At 73.6% G+C, this 25,171-nt stretch carries 24 protein-coding genes; 3 read left to right on the forward strand and 21 right to left on the reverse strand.

All coding sequences use genetic code 11. The features are described from left to right. The first annotated feature begins 84 nt into the window (after window positions 1-84). A complete protein-coding gene (locus ACFYT9_RS03360; protein ID WP_389160659.1) occupies window positions 85-1,959 on the forward strand; it encodes a hypothetical protein in 1,875 nt (624 codons plus the stop codon). Window positions 1,960-2,002: 43 nt separating this feature from the next. Here ACFYT9_RS03360 and ACFYT9_RS03365 read toward each other — a convergent pair whose 3' ends face one another. The 17 genes from ACFYT9_RS03365 to ACFYT9_RS03445 all read right to left on the reverse strand — a co-directional run bounded on the left by ACFYT9_RS03365 (window position 2,003) and on the right by ACFYT9_RS03445 (window position 19,220). Beyond that, complete coding sequence (locus ACFYT9_RS03365; protein ID WP_389160660.1) at window positions 2,003-3,208, reverse strand: cytochrome P450; 1,206 nt, start codon at window positions 3,206-3,208, stop codon at window positions 2,003-2,005. A 10-nt stretch (window positions 3,209-3,218) separates the two neighbouring features. After that, window positions 3,219-3,881, reverse strand: a complete 663-nt coding sequence (locus tag ACFYT9_RS03370; protein WP_360307021.1) for a response regulator transcription factor — start codon at window positions 3,879-3,881, stop codon at window positions 3,219-3,221. Beyond that, the gene (locus ACFYT9_RS03375; protein ID WP_389161086.1) at window positions 3,878-5,146 is read right to left on the reverse strand and encodes a sensor histidine kinase; all 1,269 of its coding nucleotides are present in this window, start codon (window positions 5,144-5,146) and stop codon (window positions 3,878-3,880) included. The genes ACFYT9_RS03370 and ACFYT9_RS03375 overlap by 4 nt, the downstream gene beginning before the upstream one ends. A 144-nt stretch (window positions 5,147-5,290) precedes the next feature. Continuing rightward, on the reverse strand, window positions 5,291-6,163 hold the full coding sequence (locus ACFYT9_RS03380) for an alpha/beta hydrolase family protein (RefSeq protein ID WP_387275104.1): 873 nt from the start codon (window positions 6,161-6,163) through the stop codon (window positions 5,291-5,293). 191 nt (window positions 6,164-6,354) lie between these two features. Continuing rightward, a complete protein-coding gene (gene kynU, locus ACFYT9_RS03385; protein ID WP_389160661.1) occupies window positions 6,355-7,560 on the reverse strand; it encodes a kynureninase in 1,206 nt (401 codons plus the stop codon). Beyond that, window positions 7,553-8,419 (reverse strand): tryptophan 2,3-dioxygenase family protein, encoded by an 867-nt coding sequence (locus ACFYT9_RS03390; RefSeq protein WP_376602082.1) that lies wholly within the window; start codon window positions 8,417-8,419, stop codon window positions 7,553-7,555. Before ACFYT9_RS03390 ends, kynU begins: the two co-directional genes overlap by 8 nt. Window positions 8,420-8,553: 134 nt before the next feature. Continuing rightward, complete coding sequence (locus ACFYT9_RS03395) at window positions 8,554-9,402, reverse strand: DUF3152 domain-containing protein (RefSeq protein WP_389160663.1); 849 nt, start codon at window positions 9,400-9,402, stop codon at window positions 8,554-8,556. A 178-nt stretch (window positions 9,403-9,580) separates the two neighbouring features. After that, window positions 9,581-9,994: a DUF3151 domain-containing protein gene (locus ACFYT9_RS03400; RefSeq protein ID WP_376602080.1), complete on the reverse strand. Its 414-nt coding sequence runs from the start codon at window positions 9,992-9,994 to the stop codon at window positions 9,581-9,583. Between the two features lie 60 nt (window positions 9,995-10,054). Further along, on the reverse strand, window positions 10,055-11,503 hold the full coding sequence (locus ACFYT9_RS03405; RefSeq protein ID WP_389160664.1) for an MFS transporter: 1,449 nt from the start codon (window positions 11,501-11,503) through the stop codon (window positions 10,055-10,057). 52 nt (window positions 11,504-11,555) lie between these two features. Then, on the reverse strand, window positions 11,556-12,725 hold the full coding sequence (locus ACFYT9_RS03410; protein WP_389160665.1) for a MalY/PatB family protein: 1,170 nt from the start codon (window positions 12,723-12,725) through the stop codon (window positions 11,556-11,558). Between the two features lie 67 nt (window positions 12,726-12,792). Next, window positions 12,793-13,815, reverse strand: a complete 1,023-nt coding sequence (gene fbaA / locus ACFYT9_RS03415) for a class II fructose-bisphosphate aldolase (protein ID WP_376602077.1) — start codon at window positions 13,813-13,815, stop codon at window positions 12,793-12,795. A gap of 294 nt (window positions 13,816-14,109) precedes the next feature. Then, window positions 14,110-14,649, reverse strand: a complete 540-nt coding sequence (gene pyrE, locus ACFYT9_RS03420) for an orotate phosphoribosyltransferase (RefSeq protein ID WP_389160667.1) — start codon at window positions 14,647-14,649, stop codon at window positions 14,110-14,112. Window positions 14,650-14,658: 9 nt separating this feature from the next. Further along, window positions 14,659-15,450, reverse strand: a complete 792-nt coding sequence (locus ACFYT9_RS03425; RefSeq protein WP_389160668.1) for an aldose 1-epimerase — start codon at window positions 15,448-15,450, stop codon at window positions 14,659-14,661. A gap of 93 nt (window positions 15,451-15,543) precedes the next feature. Continuing rightward, window positions 15,544-16,332 carry an SRPBCC family protein gene (locus ACFYT9_RS03430; RefSeq protein ID WP_389160670.1) on the reverse strand — a complete coding sequence of 263 codons (789 nt, stop codon included), beginning with the start codon at window positions 16,330-16,332 and terminating at the stop codon, window positions 15,544-15,546. Between the two features lie 71 nt (window positions 16,333-16,403). Next, window positions 16,404-18,089, reverse strand: coding sequence for a polyamine aminopropyltransferase (locus tag ACFYT9_RS03435; protein WP_389160672.1), 1,686 nt, complete (start codon window positions 18,087-18,089; stop codon window positions 16,404-16,406). A 74-nt stretch (window positions 18,090-18,163) separates the two neighbouring features. Beyond that, window positions 18,164-18,682 (reverse strand): DUF2617 family protein, encoded by a 519-nt coding sequence (locus ACFYT9_RS03440; protein ID WP_376601179.1) that lies wholly within the window; start codon window positions 18,680-18,682, stop codon window positions 18,164-18,166. Window positions 18,683-19,040: 358 nt separating this feature from the next. Then, window positions 19,041-19,220: a hypothetical protein gene (locus tag ACFYT9_RS03445; RefSeq protein ID WP_376601177.1), complete on the reverse strand. Its 180-nt coding sequence runs from the start codon at window positions 19,218-19,220 to the stop codon at window positions 19,041-19,043. Window positions 19,221-19,327: 107 nt separating this feature from the next. Between ACFYT9_RS03445 and ACFYT9_RS03450 the strand changes: the two genes are divergently transcribed. Further along, window positions 19,328-20,530 (forward strand): pyridoxal phosphate-dependent aminotransferase, encoded by a 1,203-nt coding sequence (locus tag ACFYT9_RS03450; RefSeq protein WP_389160673.1) that lies wholly within the window; start codon window positions 19,328-19,330, stop codon window positions 20,528-20,530. A 64-nt stretch (window positions 20,531-20,594) separates the two neighbouring features. Here ACFYT9_RS03450 and ACFYT9_RS03455 read toward each other — a convergent pair whose 3' ends face one another. Then, a complete protein-coding gene (locus ACFYT9_RS03455; protein ID WP_376601174.1) occupies window positions 20,595-21,128 on the reverse strand; it encodes a YbjN domain-containing protein in 534 nt (177 codons plus the stop codon). 109 nt (window positions 21,129-21,237) lie between these two features. Then, window positions 21,238-23,823, reverse strand: a complete 2,586-nt coding sequence (gene clpB, locus ACFYT9_RS03460) for an ATP-dependent chaperone ClpB (protein WP_389160674.1) — start codon at window positions 23,821-23,823, stop codon at window positions 21,238-21,240. Between the two features lie 128 nt (window positions 23,824-23,951). Here clpB and ACFYT9_RS03465 point away from each other — a divergent pair, with 128 nt between their 5' ends. Then, window positions 23,952-24,356 (forward strand): pyridoxamine 5'-phosphate oxidase family protein, encoded by a 405-nt coding sequence (locus ACFYT9_RS03465; RefSeq protein WP_376601170.1) that lies wholly within the window; start codon window positions 23,952-23,954, stop codon window positions 24,354-24,356. Between the two features lie 106 nt (window positions 24,357-24,462). On the opposite strand, the gene ACFYT9_RS03470 is transcribed toward ACFYT9_RS03465, so the two are convergent. Both ACFYT9_RS03470 and ACFYT9_RS03475 read right to left on the reverse strand, forming a co-directional pair. Beyond that, window positions 24,463-24,783 carry a (2Fe-2S)-binding protein gene (locus ACFYT9_RS03470; RefSeq protein WP_376601168.1) on the reverse strand — a complete coding sequence of 107 codons (321 nt, stop codon included), beginning with the start codon at window positions 24,781-24,783 and terminating at the stop codon, window positions 24,463-24,465. After that, complete coding sequence (locus tag ACFYT9_RS03475; protein ID WP_376601167.1) at window positions 24,780-25,082, reverse strand: hypothetical protein; 303 nt, start codon at window positions 25,080-25,082, stop codon at window positions 24,780-24,782. The genes ACFYT9_RS03470 and ACFYT9_RS03475 overlap by 4 nt, the downstream gene beginning before the upstream one ends. Between the last annotated feature and the right edge of the window lie 89 nt (window positions 25,083-25,171).

Genomic DNA, 25,171 nt, shown 5'->3' on the forward strand with positions numbered 1-25,171 from the left:
ACCCCTGTCCGGACCGGTACGCCGCGGCTACTGTCGTCCACGGGGACGGGACGGGCCGCGGGGGTCCGGTGGGGAGGGGCGGGAATGACGCGTGCGCGCGAGCTGCGCGGGACGGCCGAGGCGCTGGAGGCGTACCGGCGCGGAAGCGGCCGGGTCCTGGCCGGCGGGGACGTCCTGATCGCCCTCGGGATCGGGCTCGGCGCGTTCTGGCCGGGTTCGGAGTGGCGGGGCCAGCTGGCCGCCTGGCTGGTGGGCACCGGCGTGGTGGCCATCGGCACCGGCATCGGGGCGCGGGCCCACACGCGCCGCTTCCGGCGGGTGCTCGGCTCGGGGGTGTGGACGGCGCACAGGGCGGTGGCGGTGCCTCCGGGTGTCTGGAGCGCGGAGGCCGTGGTGCTGGCCGGCGGGCCGGACGGCGAGGAGCTGTGGCCGCTGCGGGTGGTCGCGCTGCGGCACCGCTGGGCGCCGTACCGGCCGGGCCGGGGCGCGGTGATGTGGTGGTGCGGCGATCCGGGCAGGGGCGGTGTGCTCGCGCCGCCCGGCGGCGGGGCGCTGTTCTGGACGAAGCCGGTACGGGGGGCGGCCGCGCGCCGGCGGATCGTGGCCCGGGCGTCGGCGGAGGGCCTGGCCGGACCGCCGGTCCCTCCGCCGATGCCGCCGCTCCCCGCGGGCGCGCTGCCCCCGGGGCCGGAACCGGATGCCGCCGAGCGGCGGAAGGAGCGGCGCCGGCTGCTGACGGGGCGGTGGCGGTGGCTGGTCGTGGTGGCCGCGGCCGTTTTCGCGGTCAACTGGAACTGGGTCGGTGCCCAGGACGCCGACCCGCAGATCGATCTGACCGTGGTGAGCGAGGAGCCGGACGGCAGCTGCGTGGTGCGGTGGAAGGACCCGTGGAGCGGTACGGACCGCTCCGGTCCGTACCGGTGCGATCCGGGCCGCGGGGAGGGGCTCGTGGGCGTCTGGGAGACCGGCTTCGTCGTCTCGTACGGTCCCTGGAAGGGTGAGCTGTACGGCTACGACGCCGCCGGCGAGCTCCACGGCTCCCAGGCGCTGGACACGGTCGACTCCATCGCCCTGGCCGCCTCCGGCGGATTCCTCGTCGGGCTCGTGGGCGGCTGGGCGACCTTCTGGACCCGGTGGCACCGCCGCCGCCGCGCGGCCCGGGAGGCCCGGGAGGCCTGGGAGGCCCGGGAGGCACAAGAAGCCGCTCTCCGCGCGCCGGCCTCCGCGCCCGCGTCCCCGCCCGTCAGCCTCGTCAAGGCCCCGGCGGCGGAACCGGCGGACTACGCCCGGTTCGCCGCGTACGCCGAGCGGCAGGCCGTCCCGCGGAACGGGTCACCGCGCCCGGAGGCGGACGTCCGGGAAGTGCCCTGGTGGCGGGTGCGGAGCCTGCGGCGGTGGTCCGGGGTGCACGAGGCGCTGGTCATGGGCGGGGGCGTCCTCGGGCTGGCCCTGGCGGCGGTCTTCGCTCCGGCCGACGTCTCCCGTGGCCAGATGTTCGTGTTCCTCGTGATCGGCGGGGCGGTGCTCGTCCGGAGCGTCTTCCGGCTGCTGACCGCGGGCCTGCCGTCCGTGCGCCTGCTCGTGCGGGCCGCCACCGCGCCCGTGCCGGTGGTCCGGCGGTACGCGCTGCTGCACGATCCGTACGGCGGGCACCCGATCCTGGTGCTCTTCCCCGACCACGGCGGGGCCGACGACCGGCCCGAGGGCGTGCTGCCGCTGATGTCGCCGAGGTCCGCGAAGCGGCCCTGGGAGGGGTTGCCGGAGAATCCCGTCGGCGTGGTGGAACTGCGCGGATGGCTGGACCGGGCGGACAGCGGGGAGCCGATCGTGGTCGCGTGGCACGGGGGTCGGGCGCTGTGGCCGACGGAGCCGTACCGGGAGGCCGGGTCGGCAGGGTTCGCGGAACTGATCGGCCGGCTCGCACCTCCGGCGGAGCTCCAGGAGGCGGACGGTTCCTGAGCCTCGCGTGCGCGCCCCGCACGGCGGGCGACTCCGAGGCGCCTCAGACCTCCACGAGGAGGGCGTCGAAGCCCCGGATGACGTAGCCGGGGGTGCGGACGGGGTCGGCGGCGAGGCGGAGGGCGGGGGCCCGGTGGAGCAGCTCGCCGAACACCGCGGCGAGTTCCAGGCGGGCCAGGGGGGCGCCCAGGCAGTAGTGGATGCCGGCGCCGAAGGTGACGTGGGGGTTGTCCGCGCGGGTGAGGTCGAGGGTGTCGGCGGTGGGGCCGAAGCGGGCCGGGTCGCGGTTGGCGGAGCCGAAGAGGAGCGCGACCTCCGAGCCGCGGGGGATCACCGTCCCGCCGACCTCGATGTCGTCGAGGACCCACCGCTCGAACATCTGGAGCGGTGTGTCGTAGCGGAGGAGTTCGTCCACAGCTGTGGACAACTTCTCCGGAGCGAGGGCGAGGGCCGGCCACTCCCCGTGCGCCAGCAGCGTCCGCACCCCGCCCACCGTGGTGTTCACGGTCGCCTCGTGCCCCGCGTTCAGGAGCAGCACGCAGGTGGAGATCATCTCCTGCTCGGTCAGCTCCTCGACCCCGATGAGCGCCGAGATCAGGTCGTCTCCCGGGTCGGCCCGCCGGCGCGCGATCAGCTCCCGCAGATAGCCGGAGAACTCGATCGAGGCGGCGACCGCCCGCCGGGCCGTCTCCTCCGACGGGTTCAGCTCGAACATCCCGCAGATCGCCGCCGACCAGGGCCGCAGCATCGCCCGCTCCTCGTCCTCCTCCGGGACGCCCAGCATCGCGGCGATCACCGCGACCGGCAGGGGTTCGGCGACCGCCGCCTGGAGGTCGCCGCCGCCCGCCGCGACCAGCTCGCCGACCAGTCCCGCCGCCAGCTCCCGTACCGTCGGCGCCAGCCGCTCCACCGTCCTCGGGGTGAACGCCTTCGACACCAGCCGCCGGATCCGGGTGTGGTCGGCGCCCTCCAGGTCGAGCAGCCCGTGGTCGTTGAGGGTGTGGAAGGGCTCGTGCAGCGGGTCGGGGGCCGGCCGGCCGAATTCCTCGTGGGTGAAGCGATGGGTGTACGTGCGCCCCAGGCGCCGGTCCCGCAGCAGCGCCGACACGTCCTCGTGGTGCGGGACCAGCCACTGCCGGGTGGGGCCGTACCAGTGGGCGCGGCCGGCCTCCCGCAGCTCCGCGTACGCCGGGTACGGGTCGGCGACGAACTCCGGGGACCAGGGGTCGAACACTGCGGCGGCGTCCATGCCGGGGACGCTACCGCCCGACCTGCACCAGGCGCGCCTCGTACGCGAAGACCGCCGCCTGCGTCCGGTCGCGCAGGCCCAGCTTCACCAGGATCCGGCTGACGTGGGTCTTGATCGTCGACTCGGCGACGACGAGGTGGCCGGCGATCTCCTGGTTGGAGAGGCCCTGGGCGATCAGCACCAGCACCTCCGTCTCGCGCTCGGTCAGTTCGCCGATCTGGGCGACGGCGGGCGCCTTCGGCGCGGTGTCGGCGGACCGGGCGAACTCGGTGATCAGCCGCTTCGTCACGGTCGGCGCGAGCAGCGCCTCTCCCGCCGCGACGACCCGGACGCCCTCCGCGAGCTGCCGGGCCGAGGCGTCCTTGAGGAGGAAGCCGGAGGCGCCGGCGCGCAGCGCCTGGTACACGTACTCGTCGAGGTCGAAGGTGGTCAGGACGAGCACCTTGGCGTCCGCGTCGGCGGCGACGATCTCCCGGGTGGCGTCGATGCCGTTGAGCTCGGGCATCCGGATGTCCATGAGGACGACGTCCGGGCGGAGCGCGGCGACCTGGGCGATCGCCTCCCGCCCGTTGACGGCCTCGCCGACGACCTCGATGTCCGGCATCGCGCCGAGCAGCACGGAGAAGCCCTCGCGGACCATGATCTGGTCGTCGACGATCAGCACCTTGATCACTGGTCGGTCCCTTCGCGCTGGACGGGGACGAACACGGCGACCTCGTAGCCGCCGTCGTCGGTCGGCCCGTCGGTCATCTCCCCGCCGAGCATCGTGACACGTTCCCGCATGCCGGTGATGCCGTGGCCGGCGCCGGGGGAGGGCTTCACGAGGCCGCGCGCGGGCCCGTTGGCGATCCGCAGCCCGAGGCCGCCGAGCACATGGCTGACCTCGACCTTCGCGTCGGCGCCCGGCGCGTGCCGCAGCACGTTGGACAGGGCCTCCTGGACGATCCGGTACGCGGAGAGCTCCACGCCCTGCGGCAGCTCGCGCACCGCGCCGGTCACGGCCATGGAGACGTCGAGCCCGGCCTCCCGGACGTTGTCGACCAGACCGTGCAGGTCGGCGAGGGTCGGCTGCGGGGCGTCGGGGGCCTCGTAGTCCTCGGCGCGGACGACACCGAGGATGCGGCGCAGCTCGGTGAGGGCGGCGACGGCGTTCTCCCGGATGGTGCGGAACGCCTGCTCCAGCTCCGGCGGCGGGTTCTCCACCCGGTAGGGCGCGGCCTCGGCCTGGATGGCGACCACGGACATGTGGTGCGCGACGACGTCGTGCAGCTCCCGCGCGATGGTGGTGCGCTCTTCGAGGAGGGTCCGCTTGGACCGCTCGACGGCGGTGACGGTCTGCTGGGCGGTGACCTCGCGGGCCGCCTGGCGGCGGATCTGGACCATCGCGATGACCAGCAGGAAGAACGCCGACCAGAACACCATCTCGACGCCGTTGAAGCCGTACCACGAGCCCATGCTCAGGAAGAAGGAGGTGAAGGTGGCGTACGCGGCGGTGATCACCCATATCCACGCGGCGGTCCTGGGACCGGTCCGCAGGGCGACGATCACCATGATCGAGAGGTGGGCGGCGAAGCCGTTCGGCGTCCAGGGCCAGCCGTCGTACCCGCTCAGGTAGGCGACGAAGGGCGTGGAGCCCAGCGAGAGCCAGAAGGCCGTCACCGGACGGCTCAGGGTGAGGAGCACCGCGGCCGTCGGCACCAGGCAGGTGACGAGGGCGACCGGGCCGACGGAGTCGGTGACGCGGTCGAAGCCGAGGACGAGGGTCACCAGGGCGAGGAAGCAGATCGCCGCGTGCGGCAGCAGCCCGGCGTGCGGGCGCAGGCGCCGGGGCAGGAAGCGCAGGACGGGGCTGTCCGGCGCGAGCCGGGGCAGCGGACGGTAGGAGAGGGCGTCGCCGCTGAGGTCCGCGCGCAGTCCTCCGAGCGCGTCCAGCGTCATGCGGAGCTCGGGGCTGCGGCTGCCCGTGTCGGGGGTCTGTGTCGGATTCACGCCGACCACGGTACGGAAGCCCGGGGCCGGCCCGCGTCCGGCTGGATACGGATCCCGGGCCGTCCCCCTTGAGTACTACCTTCCGGCGCCCGCCTAGTACGCGAGCTGGGCGATCTCCTCCGCGACGACCGCGCACGCGTCGGCCGCCGGGTCGATCAGGGGGAAGTGGCCGACGTCCTCCAGGAGCGTCAGGCCGACCGTCTCGCCCGCCTTCGCCGCCGCCTCGACGAACGCGTCGGCGACCTCGGCGGGGACGGTGAGGTCCGCGCGGCCCTGGACGACGGCGGTGGCGATGCCGGTGGGCAGCAGCAGGGCCGGGTCGGTGGCGGCGGCCCGTTCGCCGTACGCCTCCTCGCCGCCGAGCAGCTGGGTGACGGCGCCGCCGCACACGTCGAGCTCGCGGGCCCGCTCGAAGTGCCCGATCGGGGCGAGGGCGACGACCCCGCGCAGGGCGGGCGGGGCGGGCAGCCGCCAGGGGGAGCCGGCGGGCAGGACGTGCCGGGCGGCGGCCCACAGGGCGAGCTGTCCGCCGGCCGAGTGGCCGGTGAGGACCGTGCGGTGCGGGTCGGCGCGCGGCAGGTGGGCGGCGGCGAGCTCCGGCAGCGCGTCGAGGGCGGCGGCCACGTCGTCGAAGGTCTCCGGCCAGCGGCCGGCGACCGGGGCCGTACCGCCCTGGTGGGGCAGGCCGGGGCCGCGCCGGTACTCGACGCTGGCGACGGCGAAGCCGCGGCGGGCGAGGAAGTCGGCGAAGGGGCTGATGTGGAGCCGGTCGTAGGGGGCCCGCCAGGCGCCGCCGTGCAGGACGACGACGAGCGGGACGCGCCCGTCGCCGTCGTCCCGGGGGGCGTGGAAGTCGACGATCTGGTCGGGGTGTTCGCCGTACGCGGCGGTGGCGTCGGGAGGGACGGCCGGGTGCGAGAAGGCCGATGCCTCTTCGGCGGCGTCGCGCGCGGCGGGGTCCGGCATGGGGGGTTCCAACCTCTCGGTGACGGGGCCGAATCGGCCTGACCTGCGGGGACCGTATCAGGGTCCGGGGCCCCGCAGATCAGGTGAAGATCAGACCTGACGACCGGTCACCGACCGTCCACCGTAGGTGAGTCGGCTCTGCCGTTTTCTTCCGGATCGGGCCGGGAGGGGCACGATCCGGAAGGGACGGCCTAGGCCGGGGCGGGCGCCTCGGCGAGGACGTCGGCGAGGATGCGGGCCGCGCGCTCGGCGTCCGCGAAGCCGACGTAGAGCGGGGTGAAGCCGAACCGCAGGACGTCCGGGCGGCGCAGGTCGCCGACGACTCCGCGCTTGATCAGCTCGGGCATGACGGCGGCGGCGTCCGCGCAGCGCAGCGCGACCTGGCTGCCGCGTTCGCCGTGCGCCTCCGGGGTGACCGGGGTGACGCGGCCCTCGGGGACGTACGCCCGCACGCACTCCAGGAAGAAGTCCGTGAGGGCGAGGGACTTGGCGCGGACGGTGTCGATCGCGACCCCGTCCCACACGTCGAGCGCCGCCTCCAGGGCCAGCATGGAGAGGATGTCCGGGGTGCCGACGCGGCCCCGGACGGCGCCTTCGGCGGCCCGGTAGCCGGGCGTCATGGCGAAGGGGTCGGCGTGCGAGGTCCACCCCGGCAGGGGCGAGTCGAAGCGGTCCTGGTGGCGGTCGGCGACGTACAGGTACGCGGGCGAACCGGGTCCGCCGTTGAGGTACTTGTAGGTGCAGCCGACGGCCAGGTCCACGCCGTGCGCGTCGAGGCCGACGGGCAGGGCGCCGGCGCTGTGGCAGAGGTCCCAGACGGCGAGCGCGCCCGCCGCGTGGAGGGCGGCGGTGGTGCCGGGCAGGTCGTGGAGCCGCCCGGTCCGGTAGTCGACGTGGTTGACGAGCGCGAGCGCGGTCCGCTCGCCGGCCGCGGCGGGGATGTCGGCCGGGTCGAGGGGCACGATCCGGTGACCGGTCATCCGCGCGGCGGACTCGGCGATGTACCCGTCCGTGGGAAAGGTCGAACCGTCCACCAGGATCTCGTCGCGTCCCTCCCCCGCGAGGCGGGCCGCCGCGACGACGGCCTTGAAGACGTTCACGCTGGTCGAGTCGCCGACGACGATCTGCCCGGGGGCGGCGCCGACGAGCGGGGCGATCCGGTCGCCGATCCGCTCCGGAGCGGTCCACCAGCCCGACTCGTCCCAGGACCGGATCCGCAGCTCGCCCCACTCGCGGCCGATGACGTCGGCCATCCGGGCGGGGACGTGGGCGGGGAGGGCGCCGAGCGAGTTGCCGTCGAGGTAGACGGTGGCCTCGTCGAGGGCGAACTTCGCGCGGTGGCCGGCGAGCGGGTCGGCGGCGTCGAGCTCCAGGGCTCGCGGGTTCAGGTCAGACATGGCTGCGGGCCGTCCAGAGCTCGGGGAACACGTTCTTCTGGGCGCGCTTCTCCAGCCAGGCCACGCCCGCGGAGCCGCCGGTGCCGGTCTTGGAGCCCATCGCGCGGCGGGTCGCCACCAGGTGGTCGTTGCGCCATCGCCACACCAGTTCGGCGACGTCGCTGAGTGCCTCGCCGAGCCGGACCAGCTCGGCGTTCGCCTCGGCCTCGGGCTCCGCGTAGAGCGCCGCCCACACGGCCTCGACCTCCGCCGAGGGCTCGTACCGCCGGGTGAGGTCGCGGGCGAGGACGGAGGCCGGGACGGGCAGGCCGCGCCGGGCGAGGAGCGCGAGCACCTCGTCGTACAGGCTCGGCTCGTGCAGCGCCTTCTCCAGCTCGGCGTGGACGCGGGGCGCGCCCCGGTGCGGGACGAGCATGGACGCCGACTTCTCGCCGAGCAGGAACTCCATGCGGCGGTACATCGCCGACTGGAAGCCGGAGCCCTCGCCGAGCGCGCCCCGGTAGGAGTTGAACTGGGCGGGGGTGAGCTGGGAGAGCGGCCGCCAGGAGTGGTTGAGCGCCTCCAGCTCGCGCACCGAGCGCTTCAGCGCGTCGACGGCGACGGGCATCCGGTCCTCGCGCAGGGCGCGGCTCGCGGTCTCCCACTCGTGGACGATGACGGTGAACCACAGCTCCATGACCTGGGTGGTGACCAGGAAGACCATCTCGCCGGGGTCGTCCGAGCGGAGGTGCTGGAGGTGGGTGAGGACGTCCGCCTGGACGTAGTCCTCGTACGGCGTGGTGCCCGCGAAGTCGAGGTTCGGCGCGTCGGTGACCGCGTCGGCTCCGGAGGCATCGGGAGAACCCTGGTAGGTCGACATTTCTGTCTCCTCGATACGAACTACCGGGTAGCGGTCCGCTCCACCGCGTGCGCCCCTCCGCTGCGGAAGGCGGGCGCCACGGGAGCCCCGGTCCCCTCAGGAGGCGTGCGTCGTCGCGCGCCGTCCCAGACGCATCATGACACGATCGGACCGGTGATGTAGACCCCGTCTTCGTCATACGGAAAAGCGTTCGAACGGCAGCCGTTCAGGCCCTTGATCTGCTGCATCATCGCGGGCGCGAGCTTGCCGGGGCCGCCGCAGTCCATGTGCTCCCGGATGCCGATCTCGTGCCCGACCTCGTGGTTGATGATCAGATGGCGGTACTCCTCCGGCGGCCCCGCGAAGGTCGGCGAGCCCAGCATCCACCGCTTGAGGTTCACCACGACGCCGTCGGTGGTCTCGCAGTTCAGCTCGCCGTGGGTGTCGAGGCCCTGACGGGCGCAGAGCGCGTCCGCGGTGTCGGGGGTGGCTATCCGGATCACGAAGTCGGCGTCCGACCTGACCAGCTGGAAGCGGCCCCGGCCGTGCGCGGCCCAGCCGCGCGGATGGGCGAGTATCGCCTCGATCTCCTCGGCCGTGCCCCGGGCCGACAGGTCGACGCCCTCCTCGATCTGCACCCGGTAGCGGCGCAGCACTCCACTCGTGCCGGTGATCCGTCCGGAGGCGGAGGCGGTGGTGAAGGTACCCGGGCCGGACTGCGGCACGGTCACGGGCTTCTTCTTCGTGGCGGTCGGCTTCGGCTTCGGCTCCGGCTTCGGCTTGGGCGTGGGCTTCGGCTCGGGCTTGGGCTTCGGCTTGGGCTTGGGCTTGGGCTTGACGGTGGGCTTCGGCGTGGCCTTGCGGGTCGGTTCCTTCGACGGGGCCGCCGTCGGCTCGGGTGCCGACGGCGCCTCGGAGACCGGTGCGGGGGCGGCGGTGGCCGGGCCACCGTCGTCGCCCCGGAAGTGCGCGAGCGCCACGCCCGCGCCGAGCGAGACACCCATCAGGACCAGGGTCGAGAGGACGAGCCGGCCGCGGCGCGTGACACGCGTCCTCGCGCGGCGGCGGCTCGTCCCGCTATGTCGGTTCTGCCGGCGCTGAGTCGACGCCCCCCGCTTGCCCATGACAGTTCCCCCCTGTTCAGGCCGCTCCGCGGATCGTACCGGCCGGGGGGAACGGCACTCAGCCGAGCGTCTCGGCGGCGGTCTCCGAGGAGTCGCGCAGGAAGGCCGTGCAGCGCTCGTACTCGGCCTGCTCGCCGATCTCCCCCGCGGCGCGCGCCAGCGCGTGCAGGGCGCGCAGGAAGCCGCGGTTCGGCTCGTGCTCCCACGGCACCGGGCCGTGGCCCTTCCATCCGTTGCGGCGCAGCGCGTCGAGCGCGCGGTGGTAGCCGGTGCGGGCGTAGGCGTACGACTCCACCACGCGGCCCGCCTCGAACGCGTCGTCCGCGAGCTGCGCCCACGCGAGCGAGGAGGTCGGGTACTTCGCGGCGACGTCCGCGGGGGCGGTGCCCTGCGCGAGGAGCTCGCGCGGCTCGGGCTCGTCGGGCAGCAGCGTCGGCGCGGGACCGCCCAGCAAGTTCTCATGCGTAACCATCCCCCCAGTCTGCCCCACCCGTCCGCCCGCCCGCCGTCCCCTCCTGGGTGCACGCGGGGGTCAGGGGGTGCCCGGATCCAGGGGCGGGGAGGTCACGCCGCAGTGGTGGCGGCAGCCGGGATGGCAGGAGGGCGCCTCGGGGGTCCGCATCGTGAACCAGGCGAGCGCCGCGCCGAGCAGCAGCACGCCCGCGCAGATCGGCATCGCCTTGCCGAACGTCTCGTCGAACTCCGCCGCCGACCGGTACGCCTCCGGGCCCATCCCCGTCAGCAGCGGCAGCGCCGCGACCGCGATGAGCCCGGCCGCCCGCGCCGCCGCGTTGTTGATGCCGCTGGCGAGGCCGGCGCGGGAGACGTCGACGGAGGCGAGGACGGTCGCGGTCAGCGGCGCGACCAGCGCGGTCATGCCGAGGCCCAGCACCAGGAGGGCGGGCAGGACGTCGCGGACGTACGAGGCGTCCTCCCCGACCCGCAGCATCAGCAGCATCCCGGCGGCGCACAGCAGCGGCCCGACGGTCAGCGGGATGCGGGGCCCGATCCGCTCCCCCAGCTCGCCGGACCTCGCGGAGAGCAGCAGCATCAGGACGGTGGTGGGCAGCAGGGCGGTGCCGGCGGCGAGGGCGGAGTAGCCGGAGACGACCTGGAGCTGGAGCGCGGCGAGGAAGAAGAAGCCGCCGAAGGCCGCGTACACACAGAGCGTCACCAGATTGACGGCGGTGAAGAGCCGGGACCGGAAGATCGACGGCGGCACCATCGCCCGCTCGGCCCGCCGCCGCTCCACCACCACGAACCCGGCCCCGGCCAGCACGCCCGCCGCTCCGGCCCACCACACCGCGCCGATCAGCGCGTAGGTGACGAGGCCGAGTGCCGCCGCGCCGAGCACCGCCCCGAGCACGTCGAACCGTCCGTGCGCGGCCTCGTCGCGGGATTCGGGCACGTGCCGCAGCGCGACCGGCACGCAGAGCACGGCGAGCGGCACGTTGAGCAGGAAGACCCACCGCCAGCCGGGTCCGTCGACGAGCCAGCCGCCGACGAACGGCCCGATCGCGGCCCCGACGCCGCCGAAGCCGGACCACAGGCCGACGGCCCGGGCCCGGTCGTCCGGGTGGAAGCTCGCCTGGATCAGGGCGAGCGATCCGGGGGTGAGCAGCGCCCCGCCGACGCCCTGGAGGGCGCGGGCGGCGATGAGCACCCCGGCGTTCGGGGCGAGTCCGCAGAGCAGTGAGGCGAGGGCGAACCAGACCACGCCGACGACGAAGACCCGCCGCCGCCCGTACCGGTCGCCGAGCGAGCCGCCGAGGAGGATCAGCCCGGCGAGCGTCAGCATGTAGGCGTTGACGGTCCACTGGAGCACGGCGAGGTCGGCGCCGAGGTCCTCGCCGATGTGCGGCAGCGCGACGTTGACGACGGTGGAGTCGAGCAGTGCCATCCCGGAGCCGAGCACGGTCGTGAAGACGATCCACCGCCCGGTCCCGGAGGCCATCCGCACCTCGGGCCCAGCCACACTCATGCCTGCATGGTCCCCCGGACCCGGGCCCGCCGCCTCCCCGTCTCCCCCGCGGTCAGCGGGTGCGGAGCCGGGTCGCCGCCCTGACCAGGGCGTCCACGCCCCGTTCGGCCTTGGCGCGGGGGCAGCCGACGTTGAGCCGGACGAAGCCGGGGGTGCCGTACGTGGAGCCGGGCATGATCGCGACCTTCTCGGTGCCGACCAGTTCCTCCTGGAGCCGGGCGTCGTCGATGCCGAGCGGCCGGAGGTCGATCCAGGCGAGGTAGCCGGCCTGCGGCGGCTGCCAGACGACGTCGGGCAGCCCGTCGGCGAGCCGCTCCTCGATCATCGCCATCGTGCCGGCGACGTAGCCGCGCAGGGCGTCGAGCCACGGGGCCCCGTGCCGGTAGGCGGCGATGTGGGCGGTGAGCGAGAGGACGGCCGGGGAGGCGAGGCCCTCGCCGGTCTCCATCCGCCGGACGAAGGCCGCCCGCTCCTCCGGGTCGCCGAGGAAGCCGTACGAACCGGAGAGCGCCGGGAAGTTGAACGCCTTGGTGCCGGAGGTGACGAGCGCCCAGCGCCGGTCGCCGCCGGCCTCGGCGATCCGGGACCAGGGGATGTGCCGGTGGCCCTCGGTGGTGAGGTCGGCGTGGATCTCGTCGCTGACGACGGCCACCCCGTGGCGGCGGGCGAGCCGGGCGAAGTCGGTCAGCTCGGCCTCCGTCCACACCCGCCCGGTGGGGTTGTGCGGGGAGCAGAGCAGCAGCATCGTGCTGTCCGGACGGGCCAGCTCCCGCTCCAGGGCGCCGAGGTCGCCGACCGGCACCCCGCGCAGCTCGCGCCCGAGGCCGGTGACGGCCTTGCGGAAGCCGTCGTAGGTGGGGGTGTGGGTGACGATCCCGTCGCCGGGCCGGGTCCACATCCGCAGCAGCTGGGAGAGCTGGCTGAGCACGGAGGGCGCGTAGACCAGCGCCTCGGTGTCGACGGCGGTGCCGTACCGGGTCGCGTACCAGTGGCGTATCGCCTCGCGGAAGCCGTCGGGGCCGCCGAGCCGCCAGTCCGTGTAGCCGAAGACGCCGTGGGCGACGCGGGCGTGGAGGGCTTCCAGGACCTCCGGCGGGGAGGCGAAGTCCATGTCGGAGATGGTGAAGGGGAGGAGCTCGGAGACACCGAAGCGGTCCGCGATCCCGTCCCACTGGACCGACCAGGTGCCCGCCCGGTCCCTCACCTCGTCGAAGTCGTACATCGGTCCCTCCTCCAGGTACGCGAAGGGCCCGGCACCGCGGGGGTGCCGGGCCCTTCGGTCACGGCTGTTACTTCAGCTTCTTGCCGGCCGAGCGCAGCGCCTCGGACGCCTCGGTGACGCGCTTGGCCATGCCCGCCTCGGCGAGCTTGCCCCAGGTGCGCGGGTCGTACGTCGACTTGGTGCCGACCTCGCCGTCGACCTTCAGGACACCGTCGTAGTTGCGGAACACGTGGTCCACGACCGGACGGGTGAAGGCGTACTGGGTGTCGGTGTCGAGGTTCATCTTCACCACGCCGTTCTCGATGGCGGTGGCGATCTCCTCGGCGGTCGAGCCGGAGCCGCCGTGGAAGACGAAGTCGAACGGGGACGCCTGGCCGAACTTCTCGGCGACACCGGCCTGGAGGTCCTTGAGGAGCTCCGGGCGCAGGACGACGTTGCCCGGCTTGTAGACGCCGTGCACGTTGCCGAAGGAGGCGGCGAGCAGGTAGCGGCCCTTCTCGCCCAGGCCCAGGGCCTCGGCGGTGCGGATCGCGTCGTCGACGGTGGTGTAGAGCTCGTCGTTGATCTCGTGGGTGACACCGTCCTCCTCGCCGCCGGTCGGGGTGATCTCGACCTCAAGGATGATCTTGGCGGCGTGGGCCTTCGCGAGCAGCTCCTGCGCGATGGACAGGTTGTCGGCGAGGGTCTCGGCGGAGCCGTCCCACATGTGCGACTGGAAGAGCGGGTTCTCACCGCGGGCGACGCGCTCGGCGGAGACGTCGAGCAGCGGGCGGACGTAGCCGTCCAGCTTGTCCTTCGGGCAGTGGTCCGTGTGCAGCGCGACGGTGATGTCGTACTTCGCGGCGACGATGTGCGCGAACTCGGCCAGGGCGACGGCGCCCGTGACCATGTCCTTGCTGTACTGGCCGCCCAGGAACTCGGCGCCACCGGTCGAGATCTGGATGATGCCGTCGCTCTGGGCCTCGGCGAACCCGCGCAGCGCCGCGTGGAGGGTCTGGGACGAGGTCACGTTGATGGCCGGGTAGGCGAACTTGCCAGCCTTCGCCCGGTCGAGCATCTCGGCGTAGACCTCGGGGGTTGCGATGGGCATTCGTCCGCTCCTTGTGATGTGCGGGTGTGGGCGTTGCTATGTCCCTGACCTAGGGGCGACGTCATCGTCGGTGCCATCTTTCCAGACTCTTGTGCGGCCTCCCACGGGCGGCGCATGCCGAAGGGCGGGGTGTTTCACGTGAAACACCCCGCCCTTGGGTAAAAGCGCAGGTCAGAACCGCATACGCCGGGGTCCGGGACCTAAGTCACGACTTCGCGGCGGTTACGCCGGTCCTCGGGCCCGGTCATCAGGCCCCGGTCACCGGGCCCGGTCATCGGGCCCCGGCCTCGGTCCTCAGGCGAGTCCGAGGTCCGAGAGCTGGTAGCCGGTGAGGTACGAGAGCCCCGCGCCGGAGATCGCGCCGGCCGCGCCCCGGTCCACGATCGTGGCGACGGCGACGACCTCGCCGCCGGCCTCGCGGACGGCCTCAACGGCCGTCAGCGGGGAACCGCCGGTGGTTGAGGTGTCCTCGACCACCAGGCAGCGGCGGCCCTTCACGTCGGTGCCCTCGATCCGGCGCTGCATGCCGTGCGCCTTCTGCGCCTTGCGCACGACGAAGGCGTCGAGGCGCTGACCGCGCGCGGCGGAGGCGTGCAGCATCGAGGTGGCGACCGGGTCGGCGCCGAGGGTGAGGCCGCCGACGCAGTCGAAGTCCAGGTCACGGGTCAGGTCGAGCATGACCTGGCCGACCAGCGGCGCGGCCTCGCCGTCCAGCGTGATCCGGCGAAGGTCGATGTAGTAGTCGGCTTCCAGACCCGAGGAGAGGGTCACCTTGCCGTGCACCACGGCCTTGTCCTTGATCTGCTGGAGCAGTTCAGCGCGTACGTCAGTCATGCCCCGAGCTTAAAGCCGCCGCCACGCCCAGACGCTCTCGACCTCCAGGGGGTCGATGGGGGTGACCAGGCGCGGGTGGGTGTTGAGGCCGTTCGGGGGGCCGGACTGGGGCTCGACGCAGACGGCGTCCTCGGGCTCGTCGTAGATCACGACCCACTCGGCGCGGCTGGTGACCCTGAGCTCCAGCTCGCCCGGCCAGGTGAGGGCGACGTCGACGCCGTCGGGCATGCCGAAGCAGTCGTCCCAAGGGCCGGGGGTGGGGCCGATGCGGCGGCCGGTGGGCAGGTGGTCGTCGCCGCGCTCCTCCTGCCAGTCGGGCGTGAAGCCGACGCGGACGTCCTCGCCGCCCTGTCCGAGGTTCCGCAGGAACCAGGGGTGCCAGCCGGCCTGCGCGGGGAAGGAGTCGTCGTACGCCTCCACCCCGAACCTCAGGGTCAGCCGGTCGTCGGCCAGTTCGAGGACCTGGGTGACCCGGCCCTTGTACGGCCAGGGGTCGCCGAGCTCGCAGGTGAGGACGGCCTCGGTCGCGGTGACGCGGGCCACCGTCCAGGGCTGGTCGCGGACGGTGCCGTGGATGGCGTGCGGGGCCGCGTTGAGGGGCAGTCGGTGGGTGGTGGCCCCGTCGCGGAAGAGGCCGTCCCTGGTCCGGCCGCACCAGGGCACCATCGGGAAGCTGCCGTAGCGCTCGCCCTGCTTGAGGACCTCGGTGCCGGCGATGCGCAGGCTCTCGATCCGGCCGCCGTGCTCGGGGTTGATGGTCAGCTCGGCGTCGCCCGCCGTCAGTCGCGTCAGGTTGCTCACGCCCGAACCCTAATTCCTGGGGCCCGGATCATGGGACCGTTCCCACGCCCTCCTGGCGGCGGCGGGTATCCCCGGACAGGCCTCGGACAGGCCCTAGCGGCGGCGGCGCAGTGCGCGGCCGACGATGACGGCGGAGGCGAGGGCGAGCGCGGCGGCGGGGGCGACCCAGCGGAGGGTGGCGCCGGCGCCGCTCGGCTCGGGCGCGGGCATCGGGGCGTACCGGCCGCGCGGCGGCGCGTGGTCCACCTCCTCGGCGCTCCGGCCGATCATGGTCCTGCGGGCGTGGGCGGCCTCGGCCGCGGGTGCGGCGGGGATGTCCACCGGGGCGGCCGGGAGCGGTTCGCGGAGGTCCGCGGGGGCGAGGTCCTCGTCGAGGGCGGGGCCGCCGTCGAAGGCGCCGGTGCCGAAGGCGGTGTCCCCGTCGGGCGCCTCGTCGGCGGTCTCGGCCGCGAGCGCGGCGGCGGCCTCCACGAAGGCGTCCAGGAGCCGGGCGCGGGCGGCCTCCCGGGCCTCCTCGGGCTCCTCGGCGAGCCGGCCGGTGGCGGTGAGCGCGCCGGTGAAGCTGAGTCCGGTGCCTTCGGCCGCCGGGGTGAGGACGACGGTGAGGGAGACCTCGGCGACGCCCTTGCCGCGGGCCTCGGCGCCCTCGCCCTCGTAGGTGATGGCGCCGTCCCGTTCGACGATCCGCAGACCGCCGCGGTAGGTGATGGTGTGGCCGCCGACCCGGAGCCGGAGCCGGCCGACGAGGTCCTCGCCCGCTCCGGCGGCCTCCTCGGAGGCGTCGCTCTGGAAGCCGGGGACGCACCGCGCGACCCGGGCCGGGTCGGTGAGGACGGCCCGCAGGGCCTCGGCCGGGACCGGGACGAACACCTCATGCTCCATGGGATCCGAGCCTACTCAGCGGGGCGCCCGGCGTCGCCCGTTCGTCCCGGGAGCCGCGCCCGGGGTGCCGCTCAGTCGATGTAGCGGGGGTGGACGAGGGTGGACGGCGGGAGTCCGGTGATCCGGGTCCGCTCGGCGCGGCGGGCGGCGGCGGCCAGGTCGCGGGGGGCGAGGGAGCGGAGCGGGGGCGCGTCGGCGGCGAGCCCGAGGGCGGGCGGCCGGGTGCCGCGGACGGCGAGCAGGAAGCCCCAGTCGTCGGGCTCGTGGCGGGTGCCGCTGTCCCGGTCGGCGCGGTCGGGGCCGGCGGCGAAGCCGGGGGTGCCGCCCTCGGCGCTGTACGGCCGGGTGGCGTAACCGGCGGCGCGGAGGGTGGCGTCGGCGGTCCAGTAGGTGCGGGGCCGGTCGGTGGCGGGGCCGGCGTGCACGACGAGCCGGCCGCCGTCGGCGAGGACTCCGGCGGCGAGGCCGTAGAACTCCTGGGCGTACAGCTTGGTGCTGCGGGTGATCCCGGGGTCGGGCAGATCGGAGATCAGCACGTCGTACCGTTCCTGCACATGCCCGGCGGTGGCCCTGAGCCAGTTGAAGGCGTCGGCGTGGACCACCCGCACCCGCGGGTCGCGGAAGGCCCGTCCGTTGAGCGCGGCGAGCGCGGGGTCGGTGCGGGCGAGCCGGACGAGGCCGGGGTCGAGTTCGACCACGGTGACGGAGCGGACGCCGGGGTGGCGGAGCACCTCGCGGGCGGCGAGCCCGTCGCCGCCGCCGACGATGAGGACGCGTCCGTGCGGGCCGTTCATCGCGGGGTGGACCAGCGCCTCGTGGAAGCGGTGCTCGTCCGCGCCGGAGACCCGCAGCCGTCCGTCGAGGTAGAGGTCGGGCAGGTCCCCGGGGCCGCCGGTGACGACGACCTCCTGGAGGTCGGTGTGGACGGCGACGCGGACCCGCTCCCCGTACACGGCCCGGCGGGCGGCCTCCTCGAAGTCGTCGACGAGGACGGTCGCGGTGGCGAGCACGCCGAGGACGGCGAGGTTGACGCCGACGACGAGCGCGCGGGTGCGGGCCGTGAGGTCGCGGCGGAAGAACCAGAGCACCAGGACGGCGCCCGCGACCGCGTTGACCGCGCCGGTGACGAGCGCGCCGGTGAGCTGTCCCAGCCAGGGCAGCAGCAGGAACGGGAAGGCGAGGCCGCCGACGAGCGCGCCCACGTAGTCGGCGGCGAAGAGGTCGGCGACCGTGCCGGCCGCGTCGTCGGGGTCGCCGGGCGCCGCGGGCCGCCCGGCCCGGCCCGCCCGGCCGGTGGAGACGGGCCGCTGCGGCGCTCTCTGGATGAGCGACATCAGCAGCGGGATCTCGGCGCCGATGAGCACCCCGATGGCCAGGGAGAAGGCCACCAGGACCCAGCGCGACTCGCCGAGCCAGGCGAAACAGGCGTACAGCACCAGGGCCGAGGTGCCGCCGATGAGCGCGAGCGCGCCCTCCAGCAGGCCGAAGCCGACGGCGGCACGGCAGCGCAGCCGCTTGGCGAGGAGCGAGCCCAGGCCCATCGCGAAGACCATCACGGAGAGCACGACGGACGCCTGGGTGACCGAGTCGCCGATCAGGTACGAGGCGAGGGCGACGAGTTCGAGTTCGTAGACGAGACCGCAGGCGGCGCAGACGAAGACGACGACGAGGACCGGCCACCGCACCGGGGCGCGCGGCCGCGGCGGCGGTCGGCGTCGCACCCTCGTGGGTGGCAGGGTCACGGTCGGCTCGATCATGCTCGTAACGCTACGTCACGACCCCTCCACCCCTTGTCACCCACACGAGTGCATCTGGGGCCGCACGGGTGTATTCAGAGCGCGGCGGGCATACGGGCGCCGATCCGGGTGCGGGTGACCACGAGCTGGCCTTCCTGCGGGTAGGCGTGCCAGGTCCGCCAGCGCACCTGGCCCTCGTGACGCTGCGCCAGCATCGCGGTGAAGGCGTGCGGCGAACCGGGGAACGTCCCGGCCAGCCCGTGGGGATGGTCGGCGACCAGCGCCAGCAGCTCCTGCGCCCGGCCCGCGAAGGAGCCCTGCGTCAGCGTCTCGACGCGGGCCGCGAATTCGTACTCCCATTCGCCGATCCGCTTGGAGACGCCGAGCGGCAGCGGGGTGCTGCTGCCCGGCATGCAGGCGACGGTCTCGGAGCAGCTGCGGCCCTCCTCCTCCAGAAGGACCTGGTGGGAGGCGCCCAGCAATCTCAACTGGAGCTTGGCGCCGGAGAGTTCGAGGTCGAGCACGGCGAGCGCGGGCAGCGGCTCGCGGCCCAGCGCCCAGGCCAGGTCGGCCGCGCGCGTGTCGGTGTAGGAGGTCTTCAGGGTGGTGAGCATGGGTCGGCTCCGCAACCACGGTTCGACGGGTGGGCCGGGGACGCCCCGGAGAGGGCTTCCACGCGATGGGGGGATTCGCCGGCTCGGGTCCACACAGGGTCCGAGGGCTGTCTCTGACAGGAGCGAGAGAACCACGTGGGCCGGACGACTCGCAGCGTTTTTACCCAACTTGCCGTGGTTTCCATCCTCTTCGGGGACCCCACAGTGCAATTGTTCAAACGGGCCCGGTCGCCGGGCGGGCGCCAGAAGCGCGCGGCACACCCCTCCCGCCCCGTCCGGCGACCGTCGCCCCACGGGCCCCGCAAGTCACCACGGGCCCCTTCGATCACCGAAGCCCCCGTCAGTCACCACGGCCCCGTCAGTCGCCACCGCCCCCGCCGCAGCCGCCACCGCTCCCGCAGCTCGAACCGCCGCAGGAGCTGCCGCCGTCGGACCATCCGCCGCGCCGGTTCCTACGGCCGCCGCTCCCCCGCCCACCGCCCCGGAGGACCAGCACGAAGAACAGCACCACCACGAACATGATGAAGAGGAACTCCATCGTCGTCTCCCCCGTGTCCGGCGGCTCGCTGCCGCCTGTGCACCGGGGATTCCCGCCCCGCGCGCACCCCAAAGCGCACTTGAGCAAGTCCAGAGCTTCGGCCCAGGATGACCGGCATGACAAGGCCACTGCTGAACCGCCGGCTCGCGGAGTTCGGAACCACGATCTTCGCCGAGATGTCCGCACTCGCCGCCTCGACCGGGTCGATCAACCTCGGCCAGGGCTTCCCCGACACCGACGGCCCCGAGGAGGTGCGCGAGGCGGCCGTCCGGGCCCTGCGCGACGGCCACGGCAACCAGTACCCGCCCGGCCCCGGCGTCCCCGAGCTGCGCGCCGCGATCGCCGACCACCAGCGCGCCCGCTACGGCCTGGAGTACGACCCCGACCGGGAGGTCCTGGTCACCGCGGGCGCCACCGAGGCGATCGCGGCGGCGCTGCTGGCCCTGGTCGAGCCCGGCGACGAGGTCATCGCCCTGGAGCCGTACTACGACTCGTACGCGGCCTGCGTGGCGATGGCCGGCGGCACCCGCGTCCCGGTCACCCTCCGCCCCCAGGAGGGGCCCCGCGGCGGGGCCGCCGGCGGACGCTTCGTCCTCGACCTCGACGAGCTGCGGGCCGCCGTCACTCCCCGCACCCGCCTGATCCTCCTCAACACCCCGCACAACCCCACGGGCACCGTCCTCACCCCCGCCGAGCTCACCGCGATCGCCGAGCTCGCCGTCGAACGGGACCTCCTCGTCGTCACCGACGAGGTCTACGAGCACCTGGTCTTCGACGGCGCCGCCCACCTGCCGATCGCGACCCTCCCCGGGATGCGGGACCGCACCGTCACCATCGGCTCGGCCGGCAAGACGTACTCCTTCACCGGCTGGAAGGTCGGCTGGACCACCGCGAGCCCGGAGCTGACGGCGGCCGTCCGCTCGGCCAAGCAGTTCCTCACCTACGTCTCCTCCGGCCCCTTCCAGTACGCCGTCGCCGAGGCCCTGCGCCTCCCCGACGCCTACTACGACGGGCTGCGCGCCGACCTCCGGGCCAAGCGGGACCTGCTGAGCGACGGGCTCGCCGAGGCCGGGTTCGCGGTGTACCGCCCTCAGGGCACGTACTTCGTCACCACCGACATCCGTCCCCTCGGCTCCGACGACGGCTTCGCCTTCTGCCGCTCGCTGCCGGAGCGGGCCGGTGTCGTCGCCATCCCGAACGCCGTCTTCTACGACCACCGCGAGGCCGGCGCGCCCTTCGTCCGCTTCGCCTTCTGCAAGCGGACCGAGGTCCTCCAGGAGGCGGTGGACCGGCTCAAGCGGCTCGCCTGAGACGCCGGGAGCCGGACCCCCGTGCGGGGACCCGGCTCCTGTGCGGTCGGTGGCGGCGGGGCCGTCAGCCCTCTTCGCCGCCCTCGGCCTTCTCCTCCGGGGAGGCGAGGCCGAACTGCTCGACGATCCACTTGTCGAACTCGATGGAGGCGCGGACCCAGCTCACCGTGGAGGACACGAAGTGCTCCAGGGCGACGCCGGTGCCGATCAGCATCTGCGCCTCACCGATGAGGCGGAGGGTGGCGGAGCCGTCCTCCTCCTCGTGCAGGTGGGTGTAGACCTTGGGCCACAGGGTGCGGCGGTTCCAGTCGTCGATCGCGTCGAGGATCCTGGACCGGTCGTCGGCCGCGTGCGGGCGGTCGTAGAACGTGCGCACCGAGAACACCTGCTGCTCGTTCTCGCCGCGGAACATGAAGTACGTGCGGAAGTCCTCCCACGGCGCCGCGAGGTCACCCTCGTCGTCGACGACGTACTTCAGCTCCATCTGCTCCAGGAGCTGCTTCACCAGATCCTGGTCGGGGACGACGGGGCCCGCCGGTCCTGCCTGGGGCTGGGGCTGTCCCCCGAAATTCGGAATCGAGGACGGGTCGATGCTCACCGTGTATTTCCCTTCGTACGGTTGTTGCCATCCTCCCCCATCCCAGCCCGTCCGTGGCAAGCCCCGCCGGGGGAGATCCGCTGCGGGCTGACTCGATCCGTGCCCCGGCCTACCGCGCCGCGCCGACGATCAGGCCGTCCTCGAAGCGGTCCACGCGGACGGTGTCGCCGTCGCGGACCTCGCCGGCCAGGATCTCCCTGGCGAGCCGGTCGCCGATGGCCGTCTGGATGAGGCGGCGCAGCGGGCGGGCGCCGTACGCGGGGTCGTTCCCCTCCTCCGCCAGCCACTCCAGGGCCTCCGGGGTGACCTCCAGGGTGAGCCGGCGGTCGGCGAGCCGCCTGGCGAGCCGGTCGATCTGGAGGCGCGCGATGCGGCCCAGCTCGGCGCGGTCGAGCGCGGAGAAGACCACGAGGTCGTCGAGGCGGTTCAGGAACTCGGGCTTGAAGCTGGCCCGGACGACCTCCAGGACCCGGTCCCGCTTCTCCGCCTCGGAGGTGTGCGGATCGACCAGGTACGGGCTGCCCAGGTTCGAGGTCAGGATCAGGATCGTGTTGCGGAAGTCGACCGTGCGGCCCTGGCCGTCGGTGAGCCGGCCGTCGTCGAGGACCTGGAGCAGGACGTCGAAGACCTCCGGGTGCGCCTTCTCGACCTCGTCGAGGAGCACGACGCTGTACGGGCGGCGGCGGACGGCCTCGGTGAGCTGGCCGCCCTCCTCGTAGCCGACGTAGCCGGGGGGCGCGCCGACCAGACGGGCGACGGAGTGCTTCTCGCCGTACTCCGACATGTCGATGCGGACCATGGCCCGCTCGTCGTCGAAGAGGAAGTCGGCGAGCGCCTTCGCCAGCTCGGTCTTGCCGACGCCGGTGGGGCCGAGGAAGAGGAAGGAGCCGGTGGGGCGGTCGGGGTCGGCGATCCCGGCGCGGGTGCGGCGCACCGCGTCGGAGACGGCCCGGACGGCCTCGCTCTGGCCGATGAGGCGGCGGCCCAGCTCGTCCTCCATGCGGAGCAGCTTCTGCGTCTCGCCCTCCAGGAGGCGGCCGGCGGGGATGCCGGTCCAGGCGCCGACGACGTCGGCGATGTCGTCCGGTCCGACCTCCTCCTTGACCATGGTGTCCTTCTGGACCTCGCGCTCGGCCTCGGTGGCCTCGGCCAGCTCGCGCTCCAGGGTGGGGATCTCGCCGTAGAGCAGCTTGGAGGCGGTGTCGAAGTCGCCGTCGCGCTGGGCGCGCTCGGCGCGGCCGCGGGCCTCGTCGAGGCCTTCCTTCAGCTCGCCGACCCGGTTGAGGGACTGCTTCTCCTTCTCCCAGCGGGCGGTGAGGCCGCGCAGCTCCTCCTCGCGGTCGGCGAGGTCGCGGCGGAGCTTCTCCAGGCGCTGGACGCTGGCCGGGTCGGTCTCCTTGGCGAGGGCCAGCTCCTCCATGCGGAGCCGGTCGACGGAGCGCTGGAGCTCGTCGATCTCGACCGGGGAGGAGTCGATCTCCATGCGGAGCCGGGAGGCGGCCTCGTCGACGAGGTCGATGGCCTTGTCGGGGAGGAAGCGGGAGGTGATGTACCGGTCGGAGAGGGTCGCGGCGGCCACCAGCGCGGAGTCGTTGATCTGCACCTTGTGGTGGGCCTCGTAGCGTCCCTTGAGGCCGCGGAGGATGGCGACGGTGTCCTCGACGGACGGCTCCGCGACGAGGACCTGCTGGAAGCGGCGCTCCAGGGCGGGGTCCTTCTCGATGCGCTCGCGGTACTCGTCGAGGGTGGTGGCGCCGACCATGCGGAGCTCGCCGCGGGCCAGCATGGGCTTGAGCATGTTGCCGGCGTCCATGGCGGAGTCGCCGCCCGCGCCCGCGCCGACGACGGTGTGCAGCTCGTCGATGAAGGTGATGATCTGCCCGTCGCTCTCCTTGATCTCGGAGAGGACGGTCTTCAGCCGCTCCTCGAACTCGCCGCGGTACTTGGCGCCGGCGACCATCGCGCCGAGGTCGAGGGAGACCAGGCGCTTGTTCCGCAGGGACTCGGGGACGTCGCCCTTCACGATCCGCTGGGCGAGGCCCTCGACGACGGCGGTCTTACCGACGCCGGGCTCGCCGATGAGGACCGGGTTGTTCTTGGTGCGCCGGGAGAGCACCTGCACCACGCGGCGGATCTCGTGGTCGCGGCCGATCACCGGGTCGAGCTTGCCCTCGCGGGCGGCGGCGGTGAAGTCGGTGCCGAACTTCTCCAGGGCCTTGTACGAGCCCTCCGGGTCGGCGGTGGTCACGCGGCGGCCTCCCCGGGCCTTCTCGAAGGCGTCCTGGAGCCTGCGGGCGGTCGCGCCCTGCTGGTCCAGGACCTGGCCGGCCTGCCCGCCCTTGGCGGCGAGGCCGATGAGCAGGTGCTCCGTGGACAGGAACTCGTCGCCGAGCTTCTTGGCGCGGTCGGCGGCGTCGGCGATGACGGCGAGCAGCTCGCGGTTGGGCTGCGGGGGCGCGACGGTCGCGCCGGTCACGCTGGGCAGGGCGGCGAGCAGCCGCTCCGCGCCGGCGCGGACGACGGCCTGGTCGGCCTCGACGGCGGCGAGGAGGTCGACGATGTTCTCGTTGTCCTGACCTGTCAGCAGGGCCAGCAGAAGGTGCGACGGGGTCAGGTCGGCGTGCCCCTGGGACACGGCGCGGCTGCTGGCCGCGTTCAGCGCGTCCCGGCTCCTGTTGGTCAGTTCTGCGTCCACGTGCGGGTTCTCCTCCTGGGCGGTGGTCCTCTGGGTCCTCGTCTGTACTGACTCATACAGCGTACATAAAGTTGAGTCTATTCCGCTCAAGGTATCGGAGGCAGGTGCGACGGCGGTAGTTTCCGGGCATGGCGACTGACCCGAGGAACCCCACGGACTCGTATCTCAGCTTCTGGCGCGAGTACCACATGAGCACGCTGACCACCCCGCGCCCGGACGGCACCCCGCACGTGGTGGCCGTCGGCGTCACGTACGACCCCGAGAACGGGCTGGCCCGGGTCATCACCAACAAGCACAGCCGGAAGGTCGCGAACGTGCTCGCGGCCGGCCCGGAGGGGGCGCGGGTCGCGGTCTGCCAGGTCGACAAGGGGCGCTGGGCCACCCTGGAGGGCGTCGCCCGCATCCGTACGGAGGCGGACACGGTCGCCGACGCGGTGGCCCGCTACGCGGACCGCTACGGCCGTACGCCGGCGCCCAACCCGGACCGGGTCGTCATCGAGATCGCCCTCACCCGGGCGATGGGCCGCGCCTGAGAGCACCGCACCGGGACAGCACAACGGCGCCATCGCGTTTCAGGTCCGCGATGGCGCCGTTGTGTGGGGGAAGCACCTGAGCGATCTAGAACGACGGGGGCATCGCTCAGGCACTGCGGGGGGTGGCGGTGAGGGTCTCGGGCTCGATCAGCTGGTGGTCCCGCTGGTCGAGATTGACGAAGATCATGCCGTACCGGACGGCGCAGCGGATGGGCTGCGGCGCGCCCCTCGGGCGCCTGAGGCACCGGTAGGCCCTGACGTCCTCGTCCTGCTCCCGTGCGACGACCACAGGTTCTCCGAACAGGGTGACCTTCAGCGAGTCGCCACGGTGGGGGATGGCCGTGACGAGATCGACGAAGTGCCAGCCGGACCGGTAGGCCGAAGCCATCTCCCTGCGGAAGACCCGGTCGTCCGGAGGGACGGTCATGCGCCGAGGTCCAGCGGCGCCGAGTCCCATGTGGGCTCCCGCTCGCCGGCCGGGGCGACGTCCCACGTGGGCTCGCCGAGGGCGAAGTCCCACGTCGGCTCGGTCTCACCGACCGGGGCGGCGTCCCACGTGGGCTCCCGCCCACCGAGCGGAGCGAAGTCCCACGTCGGCTCGCCCGAAGCCGCGGCGATGTGCGCGGGCGGAGCGTCCCACGTCGGTTCGCCGTTGAGGGCGAAGACACCGACAGCAGCCGCGGCAGCGAAAGCTATGGCGCCAAGTGCACGAACCATCCTGGTCATGGCCGATCTCCACCTCTTTTAATCACTACCTCCCCCGCCTTTAAGACGATGACTCACACCGATCCCTTCTGCCACCACCGCCAGGCATC

Source organism: Streptomyces sp. NPDC004435, assembly GCF_042873895.1.
Classification (GTDB): domain Bacteria; phylum Actinomycetota; class Actinomycetes; order Streptomycetales; family Streptomycetaceae; genus Streptomyces.

What these genes read in the sequence shown, in the direction of transcription:
- ACFYT9_RS03475 (WP_376601167.1), bottom strand. Translation starts at nt 25,082, where the DNA reads ATGACCAGGATGGTTCGTGCACTTGGCGCCATAGCTTTCGCTGCCGCG.
- fbaA (WP_376602077.1), bottom strand. Translation starts at nt 13,815, where the DNA reads ATGCCCATCGCAACCCCCGAGGTCTACGCCGAGATGCTCGACCGGGCG.
- ACFYT9_RS03365 (WP_389160660.1), bottom strand. Translation starts at nt 3,208, where the DNA reads ATGGACGCCGCCGCAGTGTTCGACCCCTGGTCCCCGGAGTTCGTCGCC.
- ACFYT9_RS03390 (WP_376602082.1), bottom strand. Translation starts at nt 8,419, where the DNA reads ATGTCGACCTACCAGGGTTCTCCCGATGCCTCCGGAGCCGACGCGGTC.
- ACFYT9_RS03380 (WP_387275104.1), bottom strand. Translation starts at nt 6,163, where the DNA reads ATGCCGGACCCCGCCGCGCGCGACGCCGCCGAAGAGGCATCGGCCTTC.
- kynU (WP_389160661.1), bottom strand. Translation starts at nt 7,560, where the DNA reads ATGTCTGACCTGAACCCGCGAGCCCTGGAGCTCGACGCCGCCGACCCG.
- ACFYT9_RS03430 (WP_389160670.1), bottom strand. Translation starts at nt 16,332, where the DNA reads ATGGAGCATGAGGTGTTCGTCCCGGTCCCGGCCGAGGCCCTGCGGGCC.
- ACFYT9_RS03360 (WP_389160659.1), top strand. Translation starts at nt 85, where the DNA reads ATGACGCGTGCGCGCGAGCTGCGCGGGACGGCCGAGGCGCTGGAGGCG.
- ACFYT9_RS03375 (WP_389161086.1), bottom strand. Translation starts at nt 5,146, where the DNA reads ATGACGCTGGACGCGCTCGGAGGACTGCGCGCGGACCTCAGCGGCGAC.
- ACFYT9_RS03465 (WP_376601170.1), top strand. Translation starts at nt 23,952, where the DNA reads ATGGCGACTGACCCGAGGAACCCCACGGACTCGTATCTCAGCTTCTGG.
- ACFYT9_RS03410 (WP_389160665.1), bottom strand. Translation starts at nt 12,725, where the DNA reads ATGTACGACTTCGACGAGGTGAGGGACCGGGCGGGCACCTGGTCGGTC.
- ACFYT9_RS03445 (WP_376601177.1), bottom strand. Translation starts at nt 19,220, where the DNA reads ATGGAGTTCCTCTTCATCATGTTCGTGGTGGTGCTGTTCTTCGTGCTG.
- ACFYT9_RS03470 (WP_376601168.1), bottom strand. Translation starts at nt 24,783, where the DNA reads ATGACCGTCCCTCCGGACGACCGGGTCTTCCGCAGGGAGATGGCTTCG.
- ACFYT9_RS03450 (WP_389160673.1), top strand. Translation starts at nt 19,328, where the DNA reads ATGACCGGCATGACAAGGCCACTGCTGAACCGCCGGCTCGCGGAGTTC.
- ACFYT9_RS03395 (WP_389160663.1), bottom strand. Translation starts at nt 9,402, where the DNA reads ATGGGTGTCTCGCTCGGCGCGGGCGTGGCGCTCGCGCACTTCCGGGGC.
- ACFYT9_RS03440 (WP_376601179.1), bottom strand. Translation starts at nt 18,682, where the DNA reads ATGCTCACCACCCTGAAGACCTCCTACACCGACACGCGCGCGGCCGAC.
- ACFYT9_RS03435 (WP_389160672.1), bottom strand. Translation starts at nt 18,089, where the DNA reads ATGATCGAGCCGACCGTGACCCTGCCACCCACGAGGGTGCGACGCCGA.
- ACFYT9_RS03405 (WP_389160664.1), bottom strand. Translation starts at nt 11,503, where the DNA reads ATGAGTGTGGCTGGGCCCGAGGTGCGGATGGCCTCCGGGACCGGGCGG.
- pyrE (WP_389160667.1), bottom strand. Translation starts at nt 14,649, where the DNA reads ATGACTGACGTACGCGCTGAACTGCTCCAGCAGATCAAGGACAAGGCC.
- ACFYT9_RS03400 (WP_376602080.1), bottom strand. Translation starts at nt 9,994, where the DNA reads ATGGTTACGCATGAGAACTTGCTGGGCGGTCCCGCGCCGACGCTGCTG.